Here is a 24,407-nt window from a genome sequence, read left to right as displayed (position 1 = left end):
CCAGAGTGGGTGCAGATGAGCTGACCAAGCAGAGGCCATGACCACAACCATGGGGAGACCAACCGCGTTGAACTGCGCCTGTCCTGGGTGCAACTGCACGGTGAAAGCGGAGACGCCCTTCCGCAGCGGCGTCTTGCTGTTCTGCAGCGACGCCTGCGCCATGGGGCACCCCAACGGTGAGCCCTGCCACGCCGGCTGTGGCTGCGAATGCCATGCCTGCTGAAGTGGTGATCGGTGGGAAAACGCTGCGATTAGCAAGGCGCAGCGATGTGGCCGTCGCTCAGCGCGTGGCGGCCTATCTGCAACGCCGCATCGCTGAGGACGACTGGCGCCCCTACCGGAGCAGAGAAGACGCGGTGCGGGCCTGGACCCGCCTGGGCGGCATCCGACTCCAGGTGATGGAGGCGCTGAGCCTGCTGAACGAGGCCTGAACCTCTGCTTCACCTCAGGCACCAGCCACACCCGATCAAGCAGGTGATGCTGCAGGAGCAGGCTGCTGGCGGGATGGGGAGGCGAGGGATGCCATCTGGAAGACGGCGGTGAACCCCGCCCCCCACCGGTTGTCCGCGGGCCGATCACTGGCGCTGGGCATCGGTGATGCCGCGGTTGAAGAGGCCCGAAGAGTGAAGGGATCGATCTCCTGGATGAAGCCCTTGCGGCCATCGGCACACTGATCACCACTCAGCAACCCCCGGCCCTCCACAGGAGGCTGCAGCTGGCTCAACCGGTTCAGGTTCCAGCTCAGCAGCGGCTGCCAACTCGCCCAGGAGTCCTGCCAGGTGCTTGCGGTCCTGATGGTTCATGCCCGATCTCCAGCCGACAACAGCTGTCGATGCGGACGAATTCGCGCACGTTGTGGCTCACCAGCGTGGCGCCGAGAGCCAGGGCGTGGCAGGCGATCCAGAGATCGTTACCGCCGATGGGGGTGGCCTGGCGCTTGGGGGCGCTGGCCTGCAGGGCGTAATGGCGGCAGATCTCGGGGCCATCGGGGTAGAGCACCGGCACCTGTCGCGCCAGGGCAACGAGCTGCTGAAGGGTGGTCTCGCGGCGCTGGCTGCCCTCGGCACCGCAGAGCAGTTCGGCCCAGGTGATGAACGACATCGCCAGGCTGTCGTCATCGGTGAGTTGATCGATGCGCTCTGCCACCTGCGGCGGCCGGTTCTTGATCAGGTAGATGAGGATGTTGGTGTCGAGCAGGTAGATCAAAGGCTCTCCCGCTCCTGCACAGGGCTTGGATTGGCCTGCAGCGCTTCCAGGCTGGCCACGAAGCTGGGCTCAAAGCCGGCGAGGGTGTCGAACAGAGCCTGTCCACGCTGGGCCGGGCAGGGATGAATGATCAGATCACCGCTGGCGATGCGGGTGATCTGAACCCGATCGGTGGCGAGGCGGAACTCGGCGGGGATGCGCACGGCCTGGCTGTTGCCGTTCATGAACACCCGGCTGGGAAGCACGTCCATGAGCTGCTAGCGCGTGTGTACGGCAATGTAAGTACAGGCTAGTCGAAAACCCTTGGCCGTCCTGCTTTGCCATCCATCGACGTGATCCGCAGAGTTCCTGCAGCGATCAGGGCTGGGGCGCCAGCAGCTCGGCGAGATAGCTGGAAAGGCGGAACCCAGCCGGATGGGAATAGACGATGTCGGCAATCTTCCAGCTGCCGGCAGGGCCGCATACCAGCTGATAGCGCAGCTGATGCGGCGCCTCCAAGGGGCGGTTGCGCAGGCCTGCCAGCACCTTCGCGCCGAACGTCCCCACCAGTGTGCCGCTGAACAGATCGAAGTCAACGAAACGGCCGCTGGCTTGATCGAGCCGATAGGCGCGCCACAGCTTCTGGTACAGCTCAGCGGTGAAACGGCTTTGCTGGCTCTTGAGCTCGATTGGACCGCGCAGCTCCTGCCCAGCCACATGCCAGCGGTAGAAGCCATCCAGCTGCGCTTTTACGCCAGCAGGGCAAGGGCGAGCGCCACGGCCGCCAACAGCGGCATCAGGTGGGGCAGGGCATGAGGTGGCGCTGGCATTGTTCGGAATCCTGGCATCCTTGGCCAGCGCCGGGACTCACTCGGTCGGCACTTTCGGGATCGTCATGATGTCAAACCTGCCTCTGCACGCAATCTCTCGATCTCTAGAAATACCGGCCTCTCATTTATGGCCCAGAGTGCAGTGTCGTCCCAGTCGATATGGTTGCTCTTGCATACCAAGATGGCCTGATCCCAGCTCTGGGGGTCACTCAAGTGGTGACAGGCTGACAAGCTGTCGATCACACAAAGGGTAGGAGTGATCACCCGTAAAGCACCGTGCTCGGTTTGCAACAAGCCAATGGATCGATGATCCACGGTCTGTTCTCCAAAGCCAAGGGGCCCGGCAGGAAACTCAACCAGCCACTCCGTACGGGGATGTTCGTAGAGCCTCTTGTAAGCACCTTGGGTGAAGCCCAGTGGAGCGATCGCCTTGAGCCGGCTCTTGTGATCCGCTGACGACACAAAATCGAGGTCCTGACTCATGTACTGGTTCTTGCTGTCAATCGATACCGCCCCACCTCCCGACAAAGTGGCGGTGATCCCTGCCGCCTCCAACGCCTCACTGATGATCACCGCAAGCTCTTCAATGCTGGTGGCTTCTGAGATTTCAACCATGGCTGACCAACACTTTGCCCGCCTTACGCGGCCGTTGCCGCTGCCGGAAATACTGCTGTACCTGCTCATCAGGCAGCAGCTTGAGCTCATCTTCAAGAAGCCGCCTGAGATTGCGCACCGTTGGATTCCGATCATTGAAGGCGAAGAGTCGGATGTTGCCCACCAATCGACTCACCAGCACACCCTCTTCTTCCAGGCGCTTCAACTGACGCTGGGTCATGTTCAACCCAAAGCCGAACGTCTTGGCGATGCGCAGGGCATGTCCTTCCCCGTAACACTGCAGAAACAACAGCACCCATGCCGCCGTGCGGTTACCGAAGATCGCTTCAAGCACTGGGTTCATGGCTGGATCAAAAGCACACCGCGTGTGGGTTGCTCTACTCCAATACTGAGTCATGCTACCCCAGATGGGAGTCGCATGACCTTGGTGCAGGCCTCCCAGGCGGCAGTCCGAGCCAAGGCAGTCCAGCCAACGGCTCGGCAGGTTCACCACCCGTCCCCATGGGGTCCGCCGCGCAGGCCTACCCATGGTTCCTGGCAGGGCAAGGGCTGTGCCAGTCGGCCAAGCCGCTGGGCGGCGGCCACCCCTTGCATACCCCGCTGGCGAGGAGGAGATCATTCATGCCGGAGGCCAATCGTGATGCCACCGTTACGCGCCCGGCCGCGCCCTGGAGGAGCCCCTGGTGGACGATCCGCTGCTGTGAGCAGGACACGCCTTTGGCCATTTCACTGCTGATTCCCACTCATACTGGCTATATTTGATGCAAATGCATCAGGTTGATGGCCGTTGTTGATCGCTCGCCCCCGCTCGCCGCATCAACGGCTCCGTTCACGGATGCCCAGCTGCTGATCCAGGCGGTGCTGCGGGCCTCAGATGAGCTGGACCTGAGCCGCTCGGCCCTGGCGCGGGTGCTGGGTCGCGATCGCTCTCTCTTTGCCCGGGGCAAGGGCATCGAGCCGGCCTCCAAGACCGGTGAGCTGGCCCTGTTGGTGGTGCGTCTTTACCGGAGCTTGGCGGTGCTGGTGGGCAATGACCGCGAGCAGATGCGCCACTGGTTTCACACAGTCAACCGCCACACCGGCGGCGTGCCGGCTGAACAGGTGCAGCGAACCGAGGATCTGGTGGAGATCGTGCACTACCTCGATGCCATGCGCGCCCAAATCTGACGGCGATGGATCTGCTCGCCATCGTGCAGGCCGCAGCGGAGGTCTCCTTGGAGGGAACGGTGTTGCGGCTTGTGCAGCAGCAGGGCATCGATTCGCTTGGCCCCCTGGTGGATGACCTGGACCAGCTGGCGCGGCTGGAGGCCCTGGTTGAAAGCAGCAAGCCGCCGATGCCCTCCCTGCCGGCGCCTGCAACCAGCCATCCGCTGCTCACCACCGCGTTCCGCTACCCGCCGCTGCGGCATGGCTCACGCTTCGGGGGTCGAGAGAATCGGGGGATGTTCTATGGCTCCCGCACGCGCATCGGTTCGTTGGTGGAGGGGGCGTACTACGCGCTGCTGTTCTGGGAAGGATTCAGCAACCCTCCCAAGGCACCGATCCGTCGCCGGCAGACCCTGTTCACGGTGTTGCTTCAAACCAGCCGAGGCCTGCAGCTTCAGGTTGTGGCTGACGCCGCCGCTCAGGCCGCCCTACGGGACCCACTGCACTACGGACCCACCCAAAGGCTGGGGACTTGGATGAGGGAGGTGGGACTCGAGGCGTTTGAGTACCTGAGCGCCCGCACCAGTGAGTCGCTTGTCCAGGTGGGGGTGTTCACGCCGGCGGCACTGGTCTCCACGCCTTTTGATCAGGTGGGGATCACCGGCGAGGTCAACGGTGATCACGCATCCTTCCTGAGTCATGACGATGGGACGGTGCATCGCTTCCCCCGGGAGCTGTTCCTGGTGGAGGGGGAACTGCCGCAGGCCGCAGCCTGAGGGCAACCACTGTTTGGGTCTGCTCGGTCAGGTGCTCTCGGTCCTGACGGTTCATGGACGTTTCCCTGCCGACACCAGCTGTTGCCAGGTAGGGGGGAGTCGCGCGGGCTTCCTCATGGTCGCCCCACGGGCAAGGGCTGACGCGAGCGGCTCGTCGACAGGCGCCATCGCCGCCCTTGCCTGCGCGGGGCACCACTCGGGCGCCAGCTACCAGCCGGTGGCGAACTTCAATGCCGCCGATCTCCAGGGCGAGGCCCTCGCCAGCTTGATCGGAGCGCGAAAGGCAGCGGAAGGCGTTGAGGCCAAGCCAGATGTTCGGCGACGATTAGGTAGGCGGCCGCCTACGTAGTTGACACAGGGCACCCATCGCCGCGGAACGCAGCCGGGGGCGGTGTCGTCGGCCGGCCCGGTCGTCATCGATGCTTTGATGTTCTCGCGGCAGCGCTCCTACGAAGCTGATACCAGTGAGGCTTGGCTTCCCGCCCGCTACCAGGCCGGGACCTCCACCATCAAGGGTCGGGTGGCCCACGTCGCCAGGGACGGCGCTACTACCGCATCGACGTCGAAATTCCCCGATCCACCCATGATCTTGCCCTCACGTTCGGCAGGTTCCGATGGCTGACCCAGATCAGCGGCCTGGCCGCGAACGCCCAGGGTGCCTATTTCCAGACATTCAAGTTGTTCGAGGGTTGACGGCTGGCCGATTGCGGCCGTGAGGACGGAATGAGGATCCTGTTCTCCATGCATGGCGAGGCGGGCCACCACCTAGGGACGTTCCGACTGGCCAGGGATTTGGTGGGTCGTGGCCACCGGGTGACCTATCTCGGGCTCCCCCGGGTGAGGAAACTCGTGGAGAACCAGGGCTTCGCGTTCATCGGCTTCGCGGGCCATCTCTTTGACACGCCTGGCGACGCGCAGGGGGCCCCGGCTGGGGCCACCCTCTTCCGCCGCTACATCACCGCCATCGTTGACGGCAGCCTTGACGCCTGTCTGCTCTCCGCCAGGCCGGACCTCGTGCTCTGTGATTCGTTTCTGTGGTATGTGGCGCTCAGGGCGCTTCGGCTGGGCATACCCACCATCCAGATCTCTACCTCGCTCTTTCTCTTCGACAATCCCCTGATCCCCCCGGCGGTGACCTCTCTCAGGCCGGGACGGGGAGCGCTCTCGGCCCTGCGGATCTCCCTGGCCTGGAAGTGGATGCACCTCAGGTATCTGTTCAACAAGCGTCTGGCCTCCCGGCTGTTCGGGGCCTACCGCGCTCCGCTGCGGATGCACCACCTCACCGACACCTTCCTCTGGGTGGCCCGGCAGTCCGGCGTCCGCTGCCGGCGCAACGTCAGCTACCGCCTCGATGAGATCGGTCCACACCTGATCTTGCCTGAGCTGGTGCTTTGTCCGGCCGCCTTCCAACTGCCGGGCCCACGGGCACCGGAACGGCGCCATTGCGGCGATTTCATCGATGTCCAGAGGCAGGAGCCGCCGCTTCAGTTCAATCCCTCCGGCCGAACGATCATCCTCTGCTCGCTGGGCACGAGCGCGGCGGCCTACCGGCAGGCCAAGCGCTTCTTCGCGGCGGTGGCCGCAGCCAGCGCCCTGTCTCCGCAGTGGTTCTTCATTCTCCACATCAGCGATCCAGCCCTCGTTGGCGCCTTCACCTCATCCACCAATCGGCTGGTGGTGTCCTGGATGCCGCAACTGACGCTGCTGCGGCAGGCGGCCGTCATGGTACACCACGGGGGGCTCAATTCGATCATGGAATGTATAGCGATGGAGGTTCCCATGGTGATCCTTCCCTGTGCCAGGGACCAGCCCGGTAATGCCGTCAGGGCGGCCCATCATCGGCTCGCCCTGACGGCGGATGTCCGATCGATCACGGCCGAACGGCTGCGCCGGCTGATCGCGGAAGCCATGGCCGATGCGGGATTGAATCGCGGCCTGCGCCGCATGAAGGATCAGATCGAGCGGGAGCGTGGCCTGGAGCAGGCGGTGTCGTTCATCGAGGGTTTCTCGGCTGGGATGGCGCCTGGCATTCAGGCAAACGGCAACAGCGACGCGCCTTAAATGATTCTGATGGATTGTAATGTCGTGCTAGAATGAATCTGACATCCCAATGCGTCCATCATGGCATCCCATCCGCTGATGCAACAACGGCTGCGGGATGTTCGTGTTCCCACCTACATGATGGAGATCACGACGGTGGTGGGTTGCAAGGTCAACTGCACCTACTGTCCTCAGAAAAGTCTCCTCAGTCAATACAGGAGCCCGAAGCGAAAGCTTGTCTTCGATGATTTCAGGCTGGCGCTCGATAAAATGCCTGACGATGTCATCATTATCTTTGCCGGTTTCTCCGAGCCTTTCCTCAACGAGGACTGCACACGGATGATCCTTCATGCCCACCGAAAGGGTCACCCGCTGTGCGTCTTCACCACGGCCGTCGGTATGACCCTGGAGGACGTCGAGCAGATCAAGGCGATCCCCTTCAGCGCCTTTCCCCACGGTGGCTTCACCATCCATCTTCCTGATGCCAGGCGGCTGGCGAAGATCGATGTCACCCCCGAGTATCTGGAGGTGCTTCAGGCCCTGAAGGCGGCTAACATCCAGAACTTCGCCGTCATGGCGATGGATGCCGTCCACCCCGACGTCGCTCCCATCTTCCCGCCTTCCAGTGTGCCGCTGCCGAGGATGAACTCCCGCTCCGGCAACCTCGTGAATGAAGGCATCAGCGAAGATTTTGCGGGCTCATCCCATGAGGGTCCGGTGATCTGCGGGCGGGACGAGTACATCTACAACAACGTGATGCTTCCTAACGGCGACGTCGTTCTCTGCTGCCAGGACTATCACATGGATCATGTGCTTGGGAACATCTTCGAGCAGTCCTTCGCCGACGTCCTGCCCAAACCCATCCCCGGTTACGACCTCTGCCGAACCTGCGTCTACGCCATCAAGCTGCCCCAGAACTTTCCGGTCTTCTCTTTCGACACGGCACCGGCCTGACCCTGATGCCAGCGTCGTCGTGAGCTATTCCACCGTGGCCCTGCCGCCCTCCCTGGCCTACGGGGCCCTCATCGACACCATCCTGGCGGGCTACGGCGAGTGTCCGGCGCTAGCCGAGCGCGCCTACGCGGTCCAGGCCGACCCCGCCACGGGAGCCACCCGTCGCCGGACCCTGGCCGAGTTCAGCCCCATCACCTACCGAACTCTGCGCGATCGCATCCACGGCCTCGTCAGCGCCTGGCGCACCGATCCCGATGCCGCCATTCGGCGTGGCGAGCGGGTGGCGATCATCGGTTTCGCCAGCATCGACTACGCGGTCATCGACCTGGCCCTGGCCTATGCCGGTGCCGTGCCGATGCCCCTTTCGGGTCACCATTCGGCCGCCGAGTACGACGCCATCCTGGAACGGACCACCCCCGTCGCCCTGGCAGTGTCCCTCGCCCAGCTGCCCGCCATGGTGGATCGGGTCCGGCGCAACGCCTGTATCCGCCAGCTGATTGTCTTCGACGCCGACACCAGGATCACGGCCGAGCGGACCCGCCTTCAGGAGGCCAAGGCGACACTCCGGGCGGCCGGATCGACGGTTCCCCTCCTGTTGCTGCAGGATCTCGTCGCGCGCGGCCAGGGCGATGGGCTCGCCATTCCTCCCCCGGCCGCCGTGGACGAGGAGGACCTGGCCCTCCTGATCCACACTTCAGGGAGCACCGGCCTACCCAAAGGGGCCTGCATTTCCGCCGCTGCCCTGATCAACACCTGGCGCCAGGTCTCCGGTCCGTTCCCGAAGGTGGTGGTGGTGCTTGCTCCCTTCCACCACATGATGGGCAGGGATTCCATGGTCACCGCCCTCAATTCCGGTGGCCTGGCCTGCTTCACCCTGAAGCCAGATCTCTCCACCGTCTTCGAGGACATCCGCCTGGCGCGCCCAACGGGGCTGGTGCTGTTCCCGCGCCTCTGCGAGTGGATCGATCAGCACGTGCGATCGACCCCGTCAGACGACCTGCGTTTCTTCCTGGGCGACCGGCTGGAGTCCATCGTGGTGGCTTCCGCGCCGATTGCCCCCCGCATCAGGGCGCTGCTGGAGGAGACCTTCCAGGTGCCGGTGCACGAGGGCTACAGCAGCACCGAGACCGCCAGTGGCGGCCTGGCGATGAACGGCCGGCTCAACCCCAACGTCCTCGACTACCGGTTGCGGGATGTGCCCGAGTCGGGCTATTCCCTCTCCGACCGCCCTTATCCCAGGGGCGAGCTGTGCGTCAAGACCCGCTTCGGTATCCGGGAGTTCTTCCGGAACCCGGAAGCGACGGCGGCCCTGTTCGATGCCGACGGCTTCTGCTGCACGGGGGATGTGGTCGAGGAGCACGGCCCGGGCGAGATCGCCATCATCGACCGCCGCCGGAACGTCATCAAGCTTTCGCAGGGGGAGTACGTCGCCATCGGCGCCCTGGAGCAGCTGTTCACCGACGGCTGTGCTTCGGTGTCCCAGATCCATGTCCATGGCGAGAGCAGCCGTTCCTACCTGCTGGCGGTCGTGGTGCCGGATCGGGAGGCCCTGGCGCGGCGGCCCCAGCCACCGGCCAGCGCCGCCGAGCTGATCGCCCTGGTGCGTGAGGAGATGGTGCGGCTGGCCGGCGAGCAGGGCCTGCAGAGCTTCGAGATTCCCCGGGATGTCATCCTCGCCGACGAACCCTTCTCCCAGGCCAACGGGCTTCTCTCCTCCCTGGGCAAGCCGCTGCGTCCGGCCATCCGCCGGCGGCATCAGGAGGCCCTGGCCGCGCTCTACGCCGCTCACGACCGTTTCGGTGATGCGGCCCTGGCCTCCCTGCGGCAGCCCGGCGCCGGGCTTGGCCTCGAGGAGCGGCTGAGGCTGCTTCTGCGCAGCACCCTCGGCGTCAACAACCACGGGGGCCTGGAGGGCCGCTGCTTCCGCGACCTGGGCGGCGACTCCCTGGGGGCCGTTCAGCTGTCCTTCCGGATCGAAGCGGAGTTCGGCGTCGCCATCGAGGCCAGCCAGATCCTCGGGCCCGACGGCACGCTCGAGGCGTGGGCGCGGATCCTCCGGGCCGACGGCTCCGCTCCGGCACGGGAGCTGGCCGCCGAAGACCTCGTCGCCGAGGACGTCCGGGTGGAGGCGTTCATCGACAGGGCCACCCTCCGTGCGGCGGCGGAGCTGCCAGTGGCTTCTAGCCCGGTTCGCTCGGTGCTACTTACAGGGGCGAATGGGTTTCTGGGCGGCCGCGTCGCCCTGGCCTGGCTGGAGCGACTCGCCACCACTGGCGGCGGACTGGTCTGTCTCGTGAGGCCTACCCACACCCACTCGGCCCAGGAGCGCCTCGAGGCCCGCTTCGCGCACCTCGAGCCAGCCACGGTGGCGCGCTGGCGCACGCTGGCGGAGCGCCACCTGGAGGTGGTGGCCGGCGACATCAGCGAGCCGCGGCTGGGGCTGGACCCCGAGACCTACGACCGTTTGGCCCACAGCATCGAGGCCATCGGCCACTGCGCGGCCCTGGTCAATCACCGGCTGGAGTACCGCCACCTGCGCCGGCCCAATGTTATCGGCACCGCAGAGATCGTGCGTCTGGCGCTGACGCACCGGCGCAAGTCCATCGACATGGTCTCCACGATCGGCGTCGCCTCCCTACAGGAGCGCATCCGTCTCGATGGCTCCTATGCCAACGGCTATATCGCCAGCAAATGGGCCTGTGAGCAGCTGCTGCGCTCCACCCATGCCCAGACGGGGCTGCCGATCCGCATCCTCCGATCGGGCCTGGTGCTGCCTGATCGTGTCCTGGCCGGGGAACGCAATCCGGACGACATTCTCTCGCGGCTGATCCACAGCCTCCTGCTCACGGGCCTGGCCCCCCCGGGCTTCAGCGGCACCGGCGCGGCTGGGAAGGAGGAAGGATTCCGGGCCAGCGGCCTGCCTGTGGATCAGCTGGCGCAGGCGATCGTGGCCCTGGGGGATTTCGCGCCCGAGGGCTTCCAGCTGCTCACCCTCGGTGGCCCCTCAGGCGGCTGGTTTCCGCTGGAGGCCCTTTTGGAGCGAATCGAGGCGGCAGGCTTCCCCCTTGAGCGGACGGCCAGCTACGGGGAGTGGTTGGCCCGGATCGAGCCGGCCTTGCGCTTGCTGCCCGCGGCCCAGCGCTCGCGCTCGCTGCTCGATGTGCTGGAGGCGTACCGTCCCACCCGGGCCCCGCAGGTGGTGGAGTCTGGGGCCGAGGCGTTTGTGCGCTTCCTCGCCGACCGTGGCGGCGTAGATCTGACGGCCAGCTTTCCAGCGGCCTACCTGGGCAAGGTCTGCTCTGACGCCGTCGCGGCCGCCTGAGGCAGGTCCCGCCGGGACTCCATTTCCGAGAGCGGTCGTCCCGCCATCGCCTTGGGATAGGCGTTGAGCATGGTGTCGATGGCCACCTCCAGCAGGAAGGGGGCCCCAGGCTCTGCCCACATCAGCCGCAGGGCGTCGTCGAGGCCCGCCTCCTCCGAGACGAGAGCGGAGGGGATGCCATAGGCCGCCGCGACGGCGGTGAAGGCGGGGGCGTCATAGCCCCAGAGGGTGGATTGGTAGCGGGCATCGAAGGCGACATCCTGAATCTGCCGCACCATGCCGTGGCACTGGTTGTTGATGACCAACATCTTGATGGGCAGCCGGTTGCGCCGGATCGTCTGCAGTTCCTGGATGTTGATCTGGAAGCCGCCGTCGCCGGCAATCACCACCACCGGCTGCTGCCCTGTCGCCAGGCAGGCCCCGATCGCCGCCGGCAGGGCGAATCCCATCGCTCCCATGCCGCCGGAGGTGAGAAAGCGCTGCGACCCCTGCAGGCGAAGCGATTGGGCCGCCCACATCTGATGCTGACCGACATCCGCCACGAAGGCGACCGCCGCACCCGAGGCCTCACAGAGGCGATGCATGAGCCCGTTGGGGTTGATCCCCTCCACGACACCGACTTCGGCCGTATCCGGCCATCGTGCTCGCTCGGCGTCGATGAAATCCTTCCAGGGCCGGTGGTCGCGGGCGGGCGGCCGCAGCCGCAGCCCATGGCGCAGGAAGCTGTCGAGCTCCAGGGTCAGCGTCCGGCAGCCCTTGATGCGGTTGTTGAGTTCATGCTGGTCGCAGTCGACGTGATACAGCGGGCGGGATCCTCGGAACAAGGCGGTGTCACTTCCGGTCTGGCGGCTGTCCAGACGGCTCCCCAGCACCAGAAGAAAGTCGCATGCACAGAGGGCGATGTTGGCCCAGCGATTGCCGTACAGGCCGATCAGGCCAACCCGCAGAGGATCATCGAAGGGCAGTACATCCACCCCCATCAGGGAGTGGACGACCGGCAGGTCCATGGCCGTAGCGAACGGCCGGAAGCTCTCGGCCGCTCCCGATGTGCGGATGCCGCCCCCCGCGAGTATCAGCGGACGTTTCGCGGCGCTGAGGTCGGCAAGGGCCGCTGTCCAGAACGCCTCAAGGCTGTCACCCTCGTCGGGGTCCGCGGGTGCCGCGGGCTGTCCCAGGTCAATCGACGCCGCCTGGGGAGAATCCGGGATCTCCGCCGTCTGTACCTCCATGGAGATGTCGAGCAGCACCGGGCCCGGCCGGCCAGCGAGGGCGAGGGCGAAGGCCTGCTCGAGCTTGCGGGGAAGATCCGCCGGATCGTCGACGACAAAGGCCGCCTTGGTGATGGGCCTGGCCATGGCGACGATGTCAGTTTCCTGGAAGCCAAGCTGACGCAGGGGCAGGCCTCCCTTCCTCTCCTCCTTGTTGATCTGACCGGTGACAAAGATGGCCGGGGTGGAATCGAAGTAGCAGCTGCCGATCGCCGTGAGCAGATTGGTGGCCCCCGGACCACTGGTGGCCAGGGCGATGCCCGGCAGCCCGGTGAGGCGAGCGTGGGCTTCGGCGGCAAAGCCTGCCCCCTGCTCGTGGTGCATGCTGATGATGTGGATCGCGGTGCGCTGCTGGATCGAATCGAGCAGGTAGGTGATCGTGCCGCCGATCAGTTCAAACACATGGGTGATCCCACGGCTCTCGAGATAGCTCGCGAACAGATCAGAACCTTTCATACGGGTCGTTCTACGTCACAGACGTCGTCAGCGCCGATCATCGGACTCCTCCGGTGGTGTGGATGGTTTCCCCCGTCAGCCAGCGGCTGGCGGCGGAGGCCAGAAACACCACCACCGGAGCGATGTCCTCCGGTGTCGCCACACGTCCCAGGGCGGTCTTGGCCGTCCAGAGACGTTCGAGTTCCGCCGTGGCGAACCCTGCCGCCTGCGTTCCTTCGGTGATCACGAGCCCTGGATTGATGGCATTCACACGGATGTTCTGGGGCGCCAGATCTTCTGAGAGCGTGCGGGTCAGGGCATCAATGGCCCCTTTGGTGGCGCTGTAAACGAGGCTTCCTGAGGCCCCCTTGGTGGCGGCCAGGCTGCTGATGTTGATGATCGAGCCGCCCTCGCTGGGAAAGCGGCTGGCCGCGGCCTGGCAGCAGAGAATCACCCCGAGCACATTGATCCGGAACAGGTGATCGAACACCTCTGGGGTCACCTCCTGCAGATCCGTGGCGTAGTACACACCGGCGTTGTTGACAAGCACATCCAGACGGCCGCCGAAGGCCCGGTCCGCTTCCAGGAACAGCTGCTCGACGTCTTCGGCCTTGCCGACATCGGCCTGCACCGCCACGGCGCGTCCCCCCCGGTCTGCGATGGTTCGAACGACTCGCTCGGCACCGGTGGCGTTGGCGGCGTAGTTGACGACGACCGAGGCCCCCGCCTCGGCGAGCTGCACCGCGATGGCGGCGCCGATGCCTCGCGAGGCGCCGGTGACCAGGGCGATCCGGCGGGCCAGGGGGAGAGTCGTTGCATGCACCGGGCCCACGGTCATCGCAGGCTGGCAGGGCTCTTCTCCGCCAGCCAGTGTTGCTCGATGGCCTCGAGACTCCTGCCCCGGGTTTCCGGCATCACGAAATACCAGAAGGGCAGCGCCAGCGCGGCGATGCCGGCATTGAGGAAAAACACCACCGCCAGTCCCACGGCATTGGCGAGCATGGGGAACACAAAGGACGCCACCATGCCGCAGAGCAACTGAAAGCCGATCACAAAGCCGATGGCCCGATCCCTCACCGCCTGGGGATAGATCTCCGAGACCACCATGCCGCAGACGGGGGCCAGGCTCAGGGAAAAGGAGGAAACAAACAGGATGAAACAGAGCAGCACGAGATATTGAATGGCAGGGGTGCCCTGGGGCAGCACCCCGAAGATCAATCCGAAGCCGATTGAACTGGTGAGGATGCCGAGGATGCCCATCAGGAACTGGGTGCGGCGCCCCAGCCGATCGACGAGCAGGAAGGAGAGGGATGACATGGCCAGGCCGAAGCCACCGATCCCGATCGTGGTCAGCAAGCTGGCGGTGGTGGGATCGCTCACCCCGCAGGCCTGAAAGATCGTCGGGCTGTAGTAGGTGACGATGATGATGCCCGTGCACTCCTGGAAGAACACCAGGGCCAGGCCGATCAGCAGCGGCGGCCGGATGGTCGGCGAGAACAGGGGCTTCGTCCCCGCCCCAGTCGGGGCGTGTTCGGCGCTGGCCTGGATCTGCGCCACCTCCTCCCTGGGGTTGTCGACACAGAGCTTCTGCAGCATTCGCTCCGCCGTGCTGAAGCGGGACTGGGCGATCAGCCAGCGGGGCGATTCCGGCAGGAACAGGGCGCCGATCCCCAGCAGCAGCGCCGGGACGGAACCCAGGTAGAGCATGGCCCGCCAACCCTCCGCAACGGCCATCAGCAGGGTGTTCGTTCCATAGGCGATGAGGGCGCCGATGCCGACCGCCAGATTCTGAATGGCGTTCAGCCGGCCACGGATCGGGGCCGGGGCGATTTCCGTGATGTACAGCGGCACGATGCTGGCGGTCACCCCGGTGGCCAGGCCCGTGACGAGGCGACCGAGCACCAGGATCTGCACCGAACCGGACAGGCCGGAGACGGCCGTGCCGACGATGAGGACGACGGTCGTCGTCAGCAGCATGTAACGCCGGCCGAAGGCCGCCGCCAGGTTCCCGCTGACGAACGAACCCAGGATCGCCCCAACCAGCACCGAACTCACCACCAGCCCGCTGGTGAAGGGGGTGAGGTCGAACGCCGTCCGGATCTGCAGCAGGGCACCGGCAATGACGGTCAGGTTGTAGCCGAAGAAGATGCCGCCGATGGTCACCACGACGGTGGCCAGGGTGGCGGCGATCTCGTTGCGCTCGTTGGCCGTCCCCGATCGGTGCCAGGTGCTGCGGATCTGGGCAAAACGCATCCGCCGGGTCTCCGGGACCAGGACAACGCACAGCGGAATCGCCAGGAGGGTGGTGGCGAGTGAGACCCCGTAGACGACGCTGGTGTCGGCCGGGGAGTCGACCGACAGGGCGGCGACGACCATGACGGCATTGATCACCCAATTGACGGTGATCGGCAGGCTCATCGAGAGACCCCGGACGGGCAGGGGATACATCTCGGCCACGAACAGCCAGGGAAGGGGCCCCAGGCTGATGGCAAAGAAGACCACGTAGCCCAGCAGCAGGAAGGGGCTCGCGGCCGCCAGCGTCGCGGTGAAAATGCTGGCGGTGGATTCAAGAATCAGCCCGGCCAGGCACAGGGCCAGACCCACCAGGCCCGCCAGCAGCAGGGGCCGGCGACCCAGGCGATCCACCAGCAGCACGAACAGCAGGGTGCTGAACAGATTGACCAGTCCGACCACGATCACCAGATCCCAGTCCAGGTCGAGGCCCTGGAACAGCGACCCATCCCCCGCCATTTGCAGCACGAAATTGATGCCGCTCAGTTGCTGGATGGCAAACAGCAGGATGCCGATGCCCAGCAGCCGGCGATTCGCGGGCTCCAGCAGCCCCACCCACACGTTCGGATGGCTGTCCGCCAGGCTCTCCTGGATGGCGGCCACCTCAGGCTCCACGTTGGGGCCGTGGATCACCTTCAGCACCGCCCGGGCGGCGTCCCCATCGCCCTGCTTGATCAGCCAGGCGGGGGAATCCGGCAGGATGATCGCGCCGATGCTGACGAGCACGGCAAGAATGCCGCTGATCGTGTACAGCTGGGAAATGTCCTGGTCGACCACCAGCCTGGTCTCGATGACGAAGGCCAGAACGATCCCCAGGGTGATGCTCAGCTGGTTGAGGGAGACCAGGGCCCCCCTGTGTCTGGCCGGGGAGATTTCGGCGATGTACAGCGGGATGGCCAGGGACGTGACCCCGACGATCAGCCCCAGGAAGAAGCGGGCCACCACCAGTTCCTCGAAGCGTTCGGAGATGGCGCAGGCAAAGCCGAAAAAGGCGTAGCAGGCGGCGCTGACGGTGATCACATCCCGGCGGCTCAGCCCATCCCCGAAGCGGCCCATGAAGACAGTCCCCAGAATGGCGCCAAGGAAGAAGGCGCCGCTGAGCAGCACCTGGGAGCCCAGGGTCAGCGACCAGTCGTTGGCCGCCGTTGCCGCCACCAGCCCGAGGGTCGTGGCGTTGAAACCGAACAGCAGGCCCCCCAGGGAGGCCAGCAGCGCAAATACCCAGACCCTGGGCATCACGGCTCAGGCAACCGGAGCGACGGCAGGGGGGGCGCCGGCGGTGGCGGGCCGGCCGACGCGAGCGGTCTGGGGATTGTGGCGGGTGGTCTCCAGCAGGGCCATGCGGCTGTCGAACAGGGACTGGGGGTCCACCGCCTTGCCCTCGCCGCACACGCAGTTGAGGCTCATCGCCTGCAGATCGCGGTGCTCGCGGAGCAGCCGCAGATTGCCGTACTCCTCCTTCTGGTGGCAGGTCTCGGCGTACTGGCAGGGGGCATAGACCTCCTCCCGCAGGGCCGGAACGAAGCCGGGATCCAGCACCGAGCCCAGGCGGCCTGTGCCCGTGTCGGCATAGCTGGTGCAGGGGAAGACATCGCCCCAGTTGTCGACGATCAGGTAGTCGTGACCGGCGGAGCAGAGACGCCCCTTGCCGCCGTAGAGCCCCACCAGCAGGGCGGCCAGGAAGCGGATCTCCCGGCCGAGCGGTCCGCTGTCGGCCACGGTGCGGAACACCTCCAGGCCGGGTTCACCGGCCGCCAGCAGGGTCTCGATCGGGTCCTGGCTGAGGAAGTGCCGGGCCTTCTTGTCCACATCCACCTGGGCGCTCATCTCCTGCGTGGCGGGCACATCGAAGCCAGGGAACTTCAGATCCGCGGAGGTGGGGATGGCCAGCGCGGCGCAGCGCGCCAGGGCTTCGCGGATGATCGCCACGTTGTCGGTGGCGAGCAGGGTGTTCACCACCACGGCGAACCCCAGCTCGGCGGCCAGGGTCACGTTGGCCAGGAAGTCGTCGAGGGCGATCTCGGTGTGATGGAAGGTGCAGAAGAGTTTGAGCCTGGAGGGATCCAGGACGCCGGCGAGTTCGGGAAGCCGCGTTCGGAACAGCGAGGCGTTGGTCTGCACCTCCACAAAGGCCACATTGGGCTGGGCGGTGAGCCAGATCAGGTCCTCGATGACGTCGACGTTGAGGAAGGGTTCCCCATGCACGTCGTAGCGAACACCGATGCGATAAGGCAGGGAGGCGGCCCACTCGATCGCCTTCCGCGCCATGCCCCGGCCTTCCTCGGTGCCCCACATGTTGCGCTTCGTGCCCCGGCTGTAGTCGATGCCGCTTACCTGGCTCTGCCCGGCCGCCGCCACGCAGTAGCTGCAGCTGAAATTGCACTTCAGCATCCTCACGGAGATGCGGATCTTCAGGAATCGGTCGCCGTCCAGGGGGAAGGGATGGGCCATGCCGGGGATGCGATGGTGGTGGTGGGCGGTCAATCCGCGAGTTTGACGACGATCTTGCAGTCACCGCCGGTGATGTGGTCCGGTCGCTCGAGCACGGATAGCAGCTGCTCCAGCCCCTCGATGGTGGTGCTGACGATGCGATCCAGCGGCAGGACCCCGGAGAGGCAGAGGTCGATCAGCCGCTCGTAGATCCCGCCGAGATGGCCGCGCAGGCCCATGACGCTGATGGCGTTGGTGATCATGTGGTCGACCGCGCCGATCTGCAGCGCCTGTCCGCCCCGGCCCAGCAGGGCCACCCGTCCGCCTGGAGCGATGCGGCGGAACACGGCATCGACGTTGGCCAGAGCCCCGGACGCTTCGATCACCACATCCCAGCCGCCGTCAGGGGTCGGCAGCGCTTCGGCGGATTCCGCCACCTGATCGGCCCAGGCCGTGGCGAAGTCCCGGCGGTAGGGGGAGGGTTCGACGACGCTCACCAGTGAAGCGCCGTGAAGACGTCGCGCCATCATCACGCAGAGCAGGCCGATCGGACCGGCGCCGAACACCAGCAGCCGCTCCCCCGGTGCCATCTGCGTCCTGCGGCAGGCCAGCAGGGCCACGCCGGCCGGCTCCAGACAGGCTGCCATCTGCAGGCCCCGGTCGCTGTCGGCCAGCTGGCCGATGTCGACGGCCGAACGGGCGGGCACATCGGCGATCGCCGCGAACAGTCCATCCATTTCCATGCCCAGCAGCCTGGCGTCGAGGCACTGGTTGAAGGCTCCGGAACGGCAGCAGCGGCAGGCCCCGCAGCTCAGCACCGATTCCGGCGCCACGATGTCGCCCACCCGGAACCGGGAAACCTCGGAGCCGGTGGCGATCACCCGGCCGATCCCTTCATGGCCCAGTACCCGGCCCAGCACCGGAATCGAGGCGGGCGCGGAACTACGGACGAACCCCAGGGGATCCTTTTGCGTCATGTGGAGGTCGGTGCCGCATAGGCCGACCCTCAGCATCTGCAACCGCAGCGAGCCGGGATGAAGGGGACCGAGACTCCTCTGCTCCAGAACGATCTGGGGATCTCTGTAGCGCTGATTGGCCTGGCGAGGTTCGCAGCCGTCGCCGGTTTCGGTGGCATGGAGCACCAGGCTGCAGGTGGACGTGGTGTCGGCCGTCACGATGGCACTTCGGCCTTCTGAATACGCCAATCGTCGTTGCCGATCCGCTCGCTGTCAACAGGGTGAGGTGGATGGCTTTATATTGGACAGATTAGGTCTAGGTCCCTGACATCGTTAACCCCGGGCGGGAAGAACAGGGTATTGGTCTCAACGTAGACCTCATGTGGAGTTTTGCCTCCCAGTGCGCTGTGCGGTCTTACATGGCCGTACCTCCAGAAGAGGCGGGCCAGACTGATCTCCGCTTCCCAGCCATCGCTGCAGGCACGCAGATACACCTCTACTCGACTCCGCCGAGAAGCCTGCGGCTACGTATTTGAGGGTGCGCCACAGCCTCTCCACCAGGATGTTGTCATTGCCGCAGGCTTCTGCGAAGCAGTAGCACCGCCCCACACCAACATCCAAGGGCCGGGCCAGGTTGTTCGGATGATTGGATTGCGTTGGCCGGCGCCTATCAGCAAAGATGTCCGCTCGTGGTACTGATCTGAGCACCTCACCAAGCCTACTCCGGATGGAAGATCATGGGCTTCGAGATTCGGATGTTGATCGTCATCGCGCGTTGATCAGGAGCGCAGGCTTGAGCGGCCGGCCCCCGGGCGTGGGCTGCGGTCGGCCCGCCTCTTGCCGGCGGTCCAACCACAACCCCCTGGGGCCTGGGTTTCTGATCTTCAAGCAGCGACAGTGTCCTGCGGTCTGGGATGGTTAACCCGCACGACTGTTGGCTGAGCCCAATCGCGAGGTGGCCTGGCCCAGCGGCGTGGATGTTGCGCGCGCGCCTGCTCATAGGTCTGCTGACGGACTCTGCAGATCGCGTCAGCTTCTCCATAGTGACGCTGATTGGGCATCACATACTTGATGCCGCTGTGTCGATGCTCAGCGTTGTACCAGTAAACAAAGCCATCGACCCAGGCGCGCACTGAGAGAAGATCCCGGAAACGACGCACTGGATAGCTCTGGTGATATTTCATGGTGCGGAACCATGACTTAACGTAGGCATTGTCATTGCTCACCCGCGGCCGCGAGAATGACAGGGAAATGACGAGCTCGGCCAGCTTGGCGGCCAAGGCATAGGAGCGCATTGGTGCTCCGTTATCGGCGTGCAGGATCGTGGTCGACCCCGATCTGATCCCTTCATCTCGGCAGACACGATCAAAGAAGTGCTTGGCCAGTTCGCCGCATTCACGATCGTACACCTCAACGCCAAGGATGCGCCGGCTCCACACATCCATCACCATATAAAGGTAGTAGAACTGACCCTTCGCAGGCCCGGGCAACAGGGTGATATCCCAGGCCAGCACTTGATGGATGCCCGTTGCCTCCAGCACGGGTGGCTCTCTTGGCTCCCGCGGTGGGCGGCTCCTGCCGCGATGATTTAACAGGCCTTCCTGGAGCATGATGCGGTAAATCGTTGACTCCGATCCCACGTAGGATCCCTCCTCGGCAAGGATCGCCACGATCTGACCAGGCGTGAGATCAGCAAAGCGTGGATCGTTGACAGTGGACAACACCTGTTGGCGCTCCTCACCGCTGAAACGATGCATGACATGCCTGGACACCCCTTGCGTTGATCGCAGCTGGATCCCTGGGTCCGAATCATCAAGCCCCATCGCCTCAGCGTGCGTGTCGCCAGGCCGAAAAGTTCAGCAATGGCCTTGGCCGAAACGCCACGACTGATGCCTTCCTGCAGAAGCGCGACGATTGCACCGCGATCGCCAGACGGAATCAAGGATCCTCGTCCGGTCGAAAAATCTGGTTGAACTTTTTTGAGAGTATCAACAACGTCGCCGCTTCTGTCAATGCTTTTTCTTTCTTCTGCAATTCACGCTCCAGCTGGCGATTCCGCCGGACCAGTTCCTGATTCTTGCGTTGCAGATCCCGCTGATCAGCCATGCCCGGCGCGCTGGGGCCATTGGCATCCTCGGCGGCCTGGCGCCAACGAGCAACCTGCTTGGGGTACAGCCCCCGCTCCCTGCAGAACGTACCGAGCTCGCTTCCGTTCGGTCCTGCGGCCTGGATCACGGCTGCCAGCTTGTCGGCAGCGCTCCACTGCTCCGGCGGCCGGTTCGTGGCAGGCACCTGCTGGCCCTGCTTCTGCCACTGGCTCCGCCAGTTGTAGATGGTCTGCGCCGTGATCCCGGTGTCGCGGGCGATCTCAGCCACGCTCTCACGGTTCGGAGGGCTCATCCGCAGGCGGACGGCTTCCCGCAGAGCGGCGTCATAGGGCGATTGCTTAGTCGTCGGTTGGGCCCCCAGGTGGACGGGTCAAACCGAGCGGACTTCTTTGCTGACACTGGGGGCCGCGTTGAAGTGCGCCTGCGCCAAGGGGCACACCAATGGTGAACCCTGCCACGCCGGCTGCGGCTGCGAATGCCATGGCTGCCGCTGTGGCAGCAGCCAGCGCTCCGCTTTGCAGATCAAGGCGCCGGCCTCGCCCGAGCGCGGTGCTCCTGCGGGCTGATGCCGCGCACCCGCTTGAACGCCGTGCTGAGCGCGAAAGGCGTGCTGTAGCCGAGCGCGTGGGCCACCGTGCCGACGCTCGCCTCCGGATCGCAGAGCATGTCGGCGGCGAGCGCGAGTCGCCAGCTGGTCAGGAACTTCATCGGAGACTCCCCGACGACGTCCTGGAACCGCCGTGAAAGCGCGGCGCGCGAGGCGCCGACCTCCCGCGAGAGCTTCGCGAGCGTCCAGGGACACGCCGGGTCGTCGTGCATCGCCTGCAGCGCACGACTCACGACCGGGTCGCTCTGCGCCCGGTACCAGGTCGGGCTGTCGGCATCGGGTCGCGTGAACCAGGCGCGCAGGATCGCGATCAGCAGGAGGTCGATCAGACGATCCAGCACGGCGGCCTGGCCAGGTCCCTCCTTGGCCATCTCGTCGCACAGCAGGGCGATGAGCGGCGAATTCCACGTGTCGTTCGACAGCGACAGCAGTGGCGGCAGGGCGCGCAGCAGGCGGTCGCTGATGTCGCTGGTCGACTCGTAGGCGCCGACGAGCATCAGCGTCGAACCGTTCGGGTCGTTGCCCCAGGTCCGGGCGCCGTGCATCAGCTCAGCCTCGATCGACTCGCCGTCGCGGTTGCAGCAACGCTGGCCGGGGTGGATCACAATCTCGGGCACCGTCGCCGGATCGTCCGCAACGTTGTAGTGAGCCGGTGCGCGGGTCACGGCGACATCACCGGCGTCAAGGCGCACCGGCTGGCCGTCGTCGGGGACGACCCAAGCGTGTCCGCGCACGATCGCCAGCACCGTGATCGGCGACTCGGCGAGGATCCGCAGCGACCACGGCGGCGTCATCACGGTGCGGAGCGAGAAGGCGCCCCGCGCGCGCGGACCGTCGAGCAGACCTGCGAAAGGATCCATGGCCCGCACGGTATTGGCTGGACGCTCGGATATGGAACTGAGCATCTCGGCGATGGCCCAGGCGGCGCTCCCCGCAGAGGATTCAGAGGCGCCCTCAACAGGCTCGGCAGGCCGGGCTGGGGGTGAGACCCACGACCACCCCATCCACCTCATGCAGAACACGAATGTCAACGGCACGACCCTGGTGATCGGAGCGAGCGGCAAGACCGGCCGTCGCGTCACGGACCGGCTCATCACCCAGGGACGGCGGGTCCGGCCCGTCTCCCGCTCCACGCAGCCGCGCTTCGACTGGCAGGACGACAGCAGCTGGGCCCCAGCCCTCGACGGCGTCGATGCCGCCTACATCACCTACTTTCCCGACCTGGCGCTGCCCGGGGCGGCCGAGACGGTCGATGCGTTTGCACGCCTTGCCGTCGCGCGCGGCGTGCGGCGCCTCGTCCTGCTCTCCGGCCGCGGCGAGGCGGGTGCCCAGCGGGCCGAGCGCTACCTGCAGAACTCCGGCGCCGATTGGACGATCGTCCGCTGCGCCTTCTTCAACCAGAACTTCGACGAGAATTTCGTCGACTCCGTGCGGCACGGGATCGTGGGGATGCCGGCGGGCGATACCGCCGAGCCATTCGTCGACGCCGACGACATCGCCGACGTCGTCGTCGCGGCGCTCACCGATGACCGCCACATCGGCGAGCTCTACGAGCTGACGGGCCCGCGCCTGCTCACCATCGCCGAAGCCGCCCACGAGCTCGGTGTCGCCATCGGCCGCGAGGTGCGCTACATCCCGCTGACCGCCGAGCAGTTCGGCGCCGAGCTGGGCGCGCACGGAATGCCGGAAGCGGACGCCACGCACCTCGCCGAGCTGCTCAGCGAGGTGCTCGACGGCCGCAGTTCCCACCTCGGCGATGGCGTGCAGCGGGCGCTGGGACGCCCGGCCCGCGACTTCGCCGACTACGCGCGGGACACCGCCGCGACGGGCGCGTGGAACCCTGAGGCCGTGGCGGCGTGACAGCGCTGTTCGCGCTGCTGCTGTTCGGCAGCGGTGCCGCCCACCTGGCGTAGCTGAGGATCCCGAGCTGCTTCACCACCAGGATGCGGAGGCCGGAGATCAGCAGGATCTGACTCTTCGTGCCACCGCCCAGGTGTCGCGGGGAGTGCCCTAGGGCCAGTGGGAGTGATCGATGCTGACGCGTTTGCCGCAGAGGTGACACAGATGGCGGCACTGGCCTTCACCACAGCAGAGCACTCCCTTGAAACGGAACACCGTTTCGGGGAGCTGGTTACTGACCCCCCGCCAGCGCATCGATGCGCTGGGCGAGCTGCAGGTCGAGGTTCGAGAGGCCGCCGGTGTCATGGGTGGTGAGATCCACCGTGACCCGGTTCCAGACGTTGCTCCACTCGGGGTGGTGACCCATGGACTCCGCCACCAGGGCCACCTGGGCCATGAAGCCGAAGGCGGCCACGAAGTCTGTGAAGCGGAACTCGCGGTGCAGCTTGCCGTTCACCAGGCTCCAGGCCGGCAGGGTGCTGGCGAGATCGGCAGTCTGCTGGGGGGTGAGGGGAATGGCGGCCACGGCTCAGGCACAGAACTGAGGCCATGTTGGCGCAGGCTCAGGCGCTGGGGCCGAACAGGATCGGACGCCGGGTGGGAACGGCGTCTTCGGCGTCGCTCCAGTCGATGCGGCAGGTGATGCTGCGCTGGCCTTCCTCGCCGGAGCGCCAGAAGTGCATCCGGGTGACGATCGAATCGGCGGGCCTCAGCATCTGGGCACGGTTGCAGGCGTCCACCTCCGAGATCGAAGAGGTGTAGGTCTCGCTGCCCCTCAGCGGTTGGGGGATCGGCTCGGCGACGGCCTCCGGGGCGGTGCTGGGCTCAGCCTCGGCCGGCTGGGCCCTGAGGGGAGCGCCGGCCAGGCCCCAGCAGCACAGCACGGACAGCAGGGAAGAGGAGAGGAGGGAGCGGATCATGGACCGAAGCGGCGGCAGGGCTGGGTGGGCTTGGGGCAACGTAGGTCCAATGGCCGGCAGGACAACGCCAAACCTGGAACCCAGGCACCTTCAGGCCCCGATCAGATGCAGGCTCAGCCGCGGCCGCTGCCCGGCCCGTCGGTGCTCCCAGAGGTACACGGCCTGCCAGGTGCCGAGCAGCAGGCGCCCCTGCTGGAAGGTGAGGCTGAGGCTCGTGGCGGTGAGGGCCGTGCGGATGTGGGAGGGCATGTCGTCGGGCCCCTCGTCGTTGTGGCGGTAGGGCTGCCAACCGCTCTGGCCGGGCAGAGGGGCCACGCCCGCCTCCGGTGCCAGGGCGGCAAAGGCCGCCGTGAGGTCGTGCAGCACCCGGGGATCGGCGTTCTCATTGATGGTGAGCGAGGCACTCGTGTGCTGGCACACCAGGGTGGCGGTGCCCAGCTGCAGACCGCTGGCGGCGATCTCGCGGTTGAGGCTGCCGGTGAGGTCGGTGAAGCCGGCGCCGGCGGTGTCCACCTCAAGCACCTGCAACGACTGGCTCAGCATCGGGACCCGCGGCGCAATCTCCCTAGCATCGCGCCACTGCCATCAACCCCTGCGCTGCCTCTGCTGCCAGGGGAATCCTCA

Annotated in this window: 25 protein-coding genes; 8 read left to right on the top strand and 17 right to left on the bottom strand. The window is 65.9% G+C overall.

Translation table 11 applies throughout. From position 1 onward, the window contains the following. Positions 1 to 37 precede the first annotated feature (37 nt). Positions 38 to 223: a conjugal transfer protein TrbI gene (locus ACWJIO_RS01030; protein ID WP_480310807.1), complete on the top strand. Its 186-nt coding sequence runs from the start codon at positions 38 to 40 to the stop codon at positions 221 to 223. Beyond that, positions 213 to 431 carry a hypothetical protein gene (locus tag ACWJIO_RS01025; protein WP_193915829.1) on the top strand — a complete coding sequence of 73 codons (219 nt, stop codon included), beginning with the start codon at positions 213 to 215 and terminating at the stop codon, positions 429 to 431. The genes ACWJIO_RS01030 and ACWJIO_RS01025 overlap by 11 nt, the downstream gene beginning before the upstream one ends. A 310-nt stretch (positions 432 to 741) precedes the next feature. On the opposite strand, the gene ACWJIO_RS01020 is transcribed toward ACWJIO_RS01025, so the two are convergent. The 5 genes from ACWJIO_RS01020 to ACWJIO_RS01000 all read right to left on the bottom strand — a co-directional run bounded on the left by ACWJIO_RS01020 (position 742) and on the right by ACWJIO_RS01000 (position 2,973). After that, on the bottom strand, positions 742 to 1,206 hold the full coding sequence (locus ACWJIO_RS01020) for a type II toxin-antitoxin system VapC family toxin (RefSeq protein ID WP_480310805.1): 465 nt from the start codon (positions 1,204 to 1,206) through the stop codon (positions 742 to 744). Further along, positions 1,203 to 1,457 carry an antitoxin gene (locus ACWJIO_RS01015; RefSeq protein WP_480310804.1) on the bottom strand — a complete coding sequence of 85 codons (255 nt, stop codon included), beginning with the start codon at positions 1,455 to 1,457 and terminating at the stop codon, positions 1,203 to 1,205. The genes ACWJIO_RS01020 and ACWJIO_RS01015 overlap by 4 nt, the downstream gene beginning before the upstream one ends. Positions 1,458 to 1,563: 106 nt before the next feature. Continuing rightward, the gene (locus tag ACWJIO_RS01010) at positions 1,564 to 1,902 is read right to left on the bottom strand and encodes a hypothetical protein (protein WP_480310803.1); all 339 of its coding nucleotides are present in this window, start codon (positions 1,900 to 1,902) and stop codon (positions 1,564 to 1,566) included. A gap of 176 nt (positions 1,903 to 2,078) precedes the next feature. After that, a complete protein-coding gene (locus tag ACWJIO_RS01005) occupies positions 2,079 to 2,630 on the bottom strand; it encodes a hypothetical protein (protein ID WP_480310802.1) in 552 nt (183 codons plus the stop codon). Continuing rightward, entirely contained in the window at positions 2,623 to 2,973 is a 351-nt protein-coding gene (locus ACWJIO_RS01000) for a hypothetical protein (protein ID WP_480310800.1), read from the bottom strand. The genes ACWJIO_RS01005 and ACWJIO_RS01000 overlap by 8 nt, the downstream gene beginning before the upstream one ends. Positions 2,974 to 3,410: 437 nt before the next feature. Here ACWJIO_RS01000 and ACWJIO_RS00995 point away from each other — a divergent pair, with 437 nt between their 5' ends. Beyond that, positions 3,411 to 3,797, top strand: a complete 387-nt coding sequence (locus tag ACWJIO_RS00995) for an MbcA/ParS/Xre antitoxin family protein (protein ID WP_480310799.1) — start codon at positions 3,411 to 3,413, stop codon at positions 3,795 to 3,797. 5 nt (positions 3,798 to 3,802) lie between these two features. Next, complete coding sequence (locus tag ACWJIO_RS00990; protein ID WP_480310798.1) at positions 3,803 to 4,552, top strand: RES family NAD+ phosphorylase; 750 nt, start codon at positions 3,803 to 3,805, stop codon at positions 4,550 to 4,552. Between the two features lie 486 nt (positions 4,553 to 5,038). Here the strand turns inward: ACWJIO_RS00990 and ACWJIO_RS00985 are convergent, their stop codons facing one another. Then, positions 5,039 to 5,314, bottom strand: coding sequence for a hypothetical protein (locus ACWJIO_RS00985; protein WP_480310796.1), 276 nt, complete (start codon positions 5,312 to 5,314; stop codon positions 5,039 to 5,041). Between the two features lie 51 nt (positions 5,315 to 5,365). Between ACWJIO_RS00985 and ACWJIO_RS00980 the strand changes: the two genes are divergently transcribed. From ACWJIO_RS00980 to ACWJIO_RS00970, 3 genes are read left to right on the top strand one after another with little or no spacing between them, the layout of a single operon-like run. Next, complete coding sequence (locus ACWJIO_RS00980) at positions 5,366 to 6,613, top strand: glycosyltransferase (RefSeq protein ID WP_480310795.1); 1,248 nt, start codon at positions 5,366 to 5,368, stop codon at positions 6,611 to 6,613. Positions 6,614 to 6,673: 60 nt separating this feature from the next. After that, a complete protein-coding gene (locus ACWJIO_RS00975; RefSeq protein ID WP_480310794.1) occupies positions 6,674 to 7,546 on the top strand; it encodes a radical SAM/SPASM domain-containing protein in 873 nt (290 codons plus the stop codon). A gap of 19 nt (positions 7,547 to 7,565) precedes the next feature. Further along, the gene (locus tag ACWJIO_RS00970) at positions 7,566 to 10,868 is read left to right on the top strand and encodes an SDR family oxidoreductase (RefSeq protein WP_480310792.1); all 3,303 of its coding nucleotides are present in this window, start codon (positions 7,566 to 7,568) and stop codon (positions 10,866 to 10,868) included. Here the strand turns inward: ACWJIO_RS00970 and ACWJIO_RS00965 are convergent. The 8 genes from ACWJIO_RS00965 to ACWJIO_RS00930 all read right to left on the bottom strand — a co-directional run bounded on the left by ACWJIO_RS00965 (position 10,826) and on the right by ACWJIO_RS00930 (position 21,824). Continuing rightward, positions 10,826 to 12,592 carry a thiamine pyrophosphate-binding protein gene (locus ACWJIO_RS00965; RefSeq protein WP_480310790.1) on the bottom strand — a complete coding sequence of 589 codons (1,767 nt, stop codon included), beginning with the start codon at positions 12,590 to 12,592 and terminating at the stop codon, positions 10,826 to 10,828. The genes ACWJIO_RS00970 and ACWJIO_RS00965 overlap by 43 nt on opposite strands. Positions 12,593 to 12,629: 37 nt before the next feature. Continuing rightward, complete coding sequence (locus tag ACWJIO_RS00960; RefSeq protein ID WP_480310789.1) at positions 12,630 to 13,409, bottom strand: SDR family NAD(P)-dependent oxidoreductase; 780 nt, start codon at positions 13,407 to 13,409, stop codon at positions 12,630 to 12,632. Continuing rightward, the gene (locus ACWJIO_RS00955) at positions 13,406 to 16,099 is read right to left on the bottom strand and encodes a sugar porter family MFS transporter (protein ID WP_480310787.1); all 2,694 of its coding nucleotides are present in this window, start codon (positions 16,097 to 16,099) and stop codon (positions 13,406 to 13,408) included. The genes ACWJIO_RS00960 and ACWJIO_RS00955 overlap by 4 nt, the downstream gene beginning before the upstream one ends. 6 nt (positions 16,100 to 16,105) lie before the next feature. Then, a complete protein-coding gene (locus tag ACWJIO_RS00950; RefSeq protein ID WP_480310786.1) occupies positions 16,106 to 17,347 on the bottom strand; it encodes a radical SAM protein in 1,242 nt (413 codons plus the stop codon). Then, positions 17,344 to 18,468 (bottom strand): zinc-dependent alcohol dehydrogenase, encoded by a 1,125-nt coding sequence (locus ACWJIO_RS00945; RefSeq protein ID WP_480310784.1) that lies wholly within the window; start codon positions 18,466 to 18,468, stop codon positions 17,344 to 17,346. The genes ACWJIO_RS00950 and ACWJIO_RS00945 overlap by 4 nt, the downstream gene beginning before the upstream one ends. A 665-nt stretch (positions 18,469 to 19,133) precedes the next feature. Continuing rightward, entirely contained in the window at positions 19,134 to 20,006 is an 873-nt protein-coding gene (locus ACWJIO_RS00940; RefSeq protein ID WP_480310782.1) for a DDE-type integrase/transposase/recombinase, read from the bottom strand. Between the two features lie 181 nt (positions 20,007 to 20,187). After that, positions 20,188 to 20,655: a transposase gene (locus ACWJIO_RS00935; protein ID WP_480311490.1), complete on the bottom strand. Its 468-nt coding sequence runs from the start codon at positions 20,653 to 20,655 to the stop codon at positions 20,188 to 20,190. A gap of 224 nt (positions 20,656 to 20,879) precedes the next feature. Then, complete coding sequence (locus ACWJIO_RS00930; RefSeq protein ID WP_480310780.1) at positions 20,880 to 21,824, bottom strand: AraC family transcriptional regulator; 945 nt, start codon at positions 21,822 to 21,824, stop codon at positions 20,880 to 20,882. Between ACWJIO_RS00930 and ACWJIO_RS00925 the strand changes: the two genes are divergently transcribed. After that, positions 21,823 to 22,824, top strand: coding sequence for an NAD(P)H-binding protein (locus ACWJIO_RS00925; RefSeq protein ID WP_480310778.1), 1,002 nt, complete (start codon positions 21,823 to 21,825; stop codon positions 22,822 to 22,824). The two genes, ACWJIO_RS00930 and ACWJIO_RS00925, sit on opposite strands and share 2 nt — an antisense overlap. A 271-nt stretch (positions 22,825 to 23,095) precedes the next feature. Here the strand turns inward: ACWJIO_RS00925 and ACWJIO_RS00920 are convergent, their stop codons facing one another. From ACWJIO_RS00920 to ACWJIO_RS00910, 3 genes are all read right to left on the bottom strand, one after another. Further along, entirely contained in the window at positions 23,096 to 23,389 is a 294-nt protein-coding gene (locus ACWJIO_RS00920; protein WP_186696570.1) for a 4a-hydroxytetrahydrobiopterin dehydratase, read from the bottom strand. Between the two features lie 37 nt (positions 23,390 to 23,426). Continuing rightward, positions 23,427 to 23,783 (bottom strand): hypothetical protein, encoded by a 357-nt coding sequence (locus tag ACWJIO_RS00915; RefSeq protein WP_193914106.1) that lies wholly within the window; start codon positions 23,781 to 23,783, stop codon positions 23,427 to 23,429. Between the two features lie 90 nt (positions 23,784 to 23,873). After that, positions 23,874 to 24,326, bottom strand: coding sequence for a secondary thiamine-phosphate synthase enzyme YjbQ (locus ACWJIO_RS00910; RefSeq protein WP_480310776.1), 453 nt, complete (start codon positions 24,324 to 24,326; stop codon positions 23,874 to 23,876). Positions 24,327 to 24,407: the final 81 nt, after the last annotated feature.

Source organism: Paraciimarium castrense LEGE 11436, assembly GCF_056633055.1.
The sequence above is the reverse complement of the archived record's forward strand: the minus strand, read 5'-3'. Positions and strand labels throughout refer to the sequence as shown.

Coding starts and splice junctions, on each gene's coding strand:
- ACWJIO_RS00990 (WP_480310798.1), top strand. CDS start 3,803: ATGGATCTGCTCGCCATCGTGCAGGCCGCAGCGGAGGTCTCCTTGGAG.
- ACWJIO_RS01030 (WP_480310807.1), top strand. CDS start 38: ATGACCACAACCATGGGGAGACCAACCGCGTTGAACTGCGCCTGTCCT.
- ACWJIO_RS00975 (WP_480310794.1), top strand. CDS start 6,674: ATGGCATCCCATCCGCTGATGCAACAACGGCTGCGGGATGTTCGTGTT.
- ACWJIO_RS00930 (WP_480310780.1), bottom strand. CDS start 21,824: ATGGATCCTTTCGCAGGTCTGCTCGACGGTCCGCGCGCGCGGGGCGCC.
- ACWJIO_RS01025 (WP_193915829.1), top strand. CDS start 213: ATGCCTGCTGAAGTGGTGATCGGTGGGAAAACGCTGCGATTAGCAAGG.
- ACWJIO_RS00955 (WP_480310787.1), bottom strand. CDS start 16,099: ATGCCCAGGGTCTGGGTATTTGCGCTGCTGGCCTCCCTGGGGGGCCTG.
- ACWJIO_RS00960 (WP_480310789.1), bottom strand. CDS start 13,409: ATGACCGTGGGCCCGGTGCATGCAACGACTCTCCCCCTGGCCCGCCGG.
- ACWJIO_RS00915 (WP_193914106.1), bottom strand. CDS start 23,783: ATGATCCGCTCCCTCCTCTCCTCTTCCCTGCTGTCCGTGCTGTGCTGC.
- ACWJIO_RS00925 (WP_480310778.1), top strand. CDS start 21,823: ATGGCCCGCACGGTATTGGCTGGACGCTCGGATATGGAACTGAGCATC.
- ACWJIO_RS00965 (WP_480310790.1), bottom strand. CDS start 12,592: ATGAAAGGTTCTGATCTGTTCGCGAGCTATCTCGAGAGCCGTGGGATC.
- ACWJIO_RS00910 (WP_480310776.1), bottom strand. CDS start 24,326: ATGCTGAGCCAGTCGTTGCAGGTGCTTGAGGTGGACACCGCCGGCGCC.
- ACWJIO_RS01015 (WP_480310804.1), bottom strand. CDS start 1,457: ATGGACGTGCTTCCCAGCCGGGTGTTCATGAACGGCAACAGCCAGGCC.
- ACWJIO_RS00940 (WP_480310782.1), bottom strand. CDS start 20,006: ATGCATCGTTTCAGCGGTGAGGAGCGCCAACAGGTGTTGTCCACTGTC.
- ACWJIO_RS01000 (WP_480310800.1), bottom strand. CDS start 2,973: ATGAACCCAGTGCTTGAAGCGATCTTCGGTAACCGCACGGCGGCATGG.
- ACWJIO_RS01005 (WP_480310802.1), bottom strand. CDS start 2,630: ATGGTTGAAATCTCAGAAGCCACCAGCATTGAAGAGCTTGCGGTGATC.
- ACWJIO_RS00995 (WP_480310799.1), top strand. CDS start 3,411: ATGGCCGTTGTTGATCGCTCGCCCCCGCTCGCCGCATCAACGGCTCCG.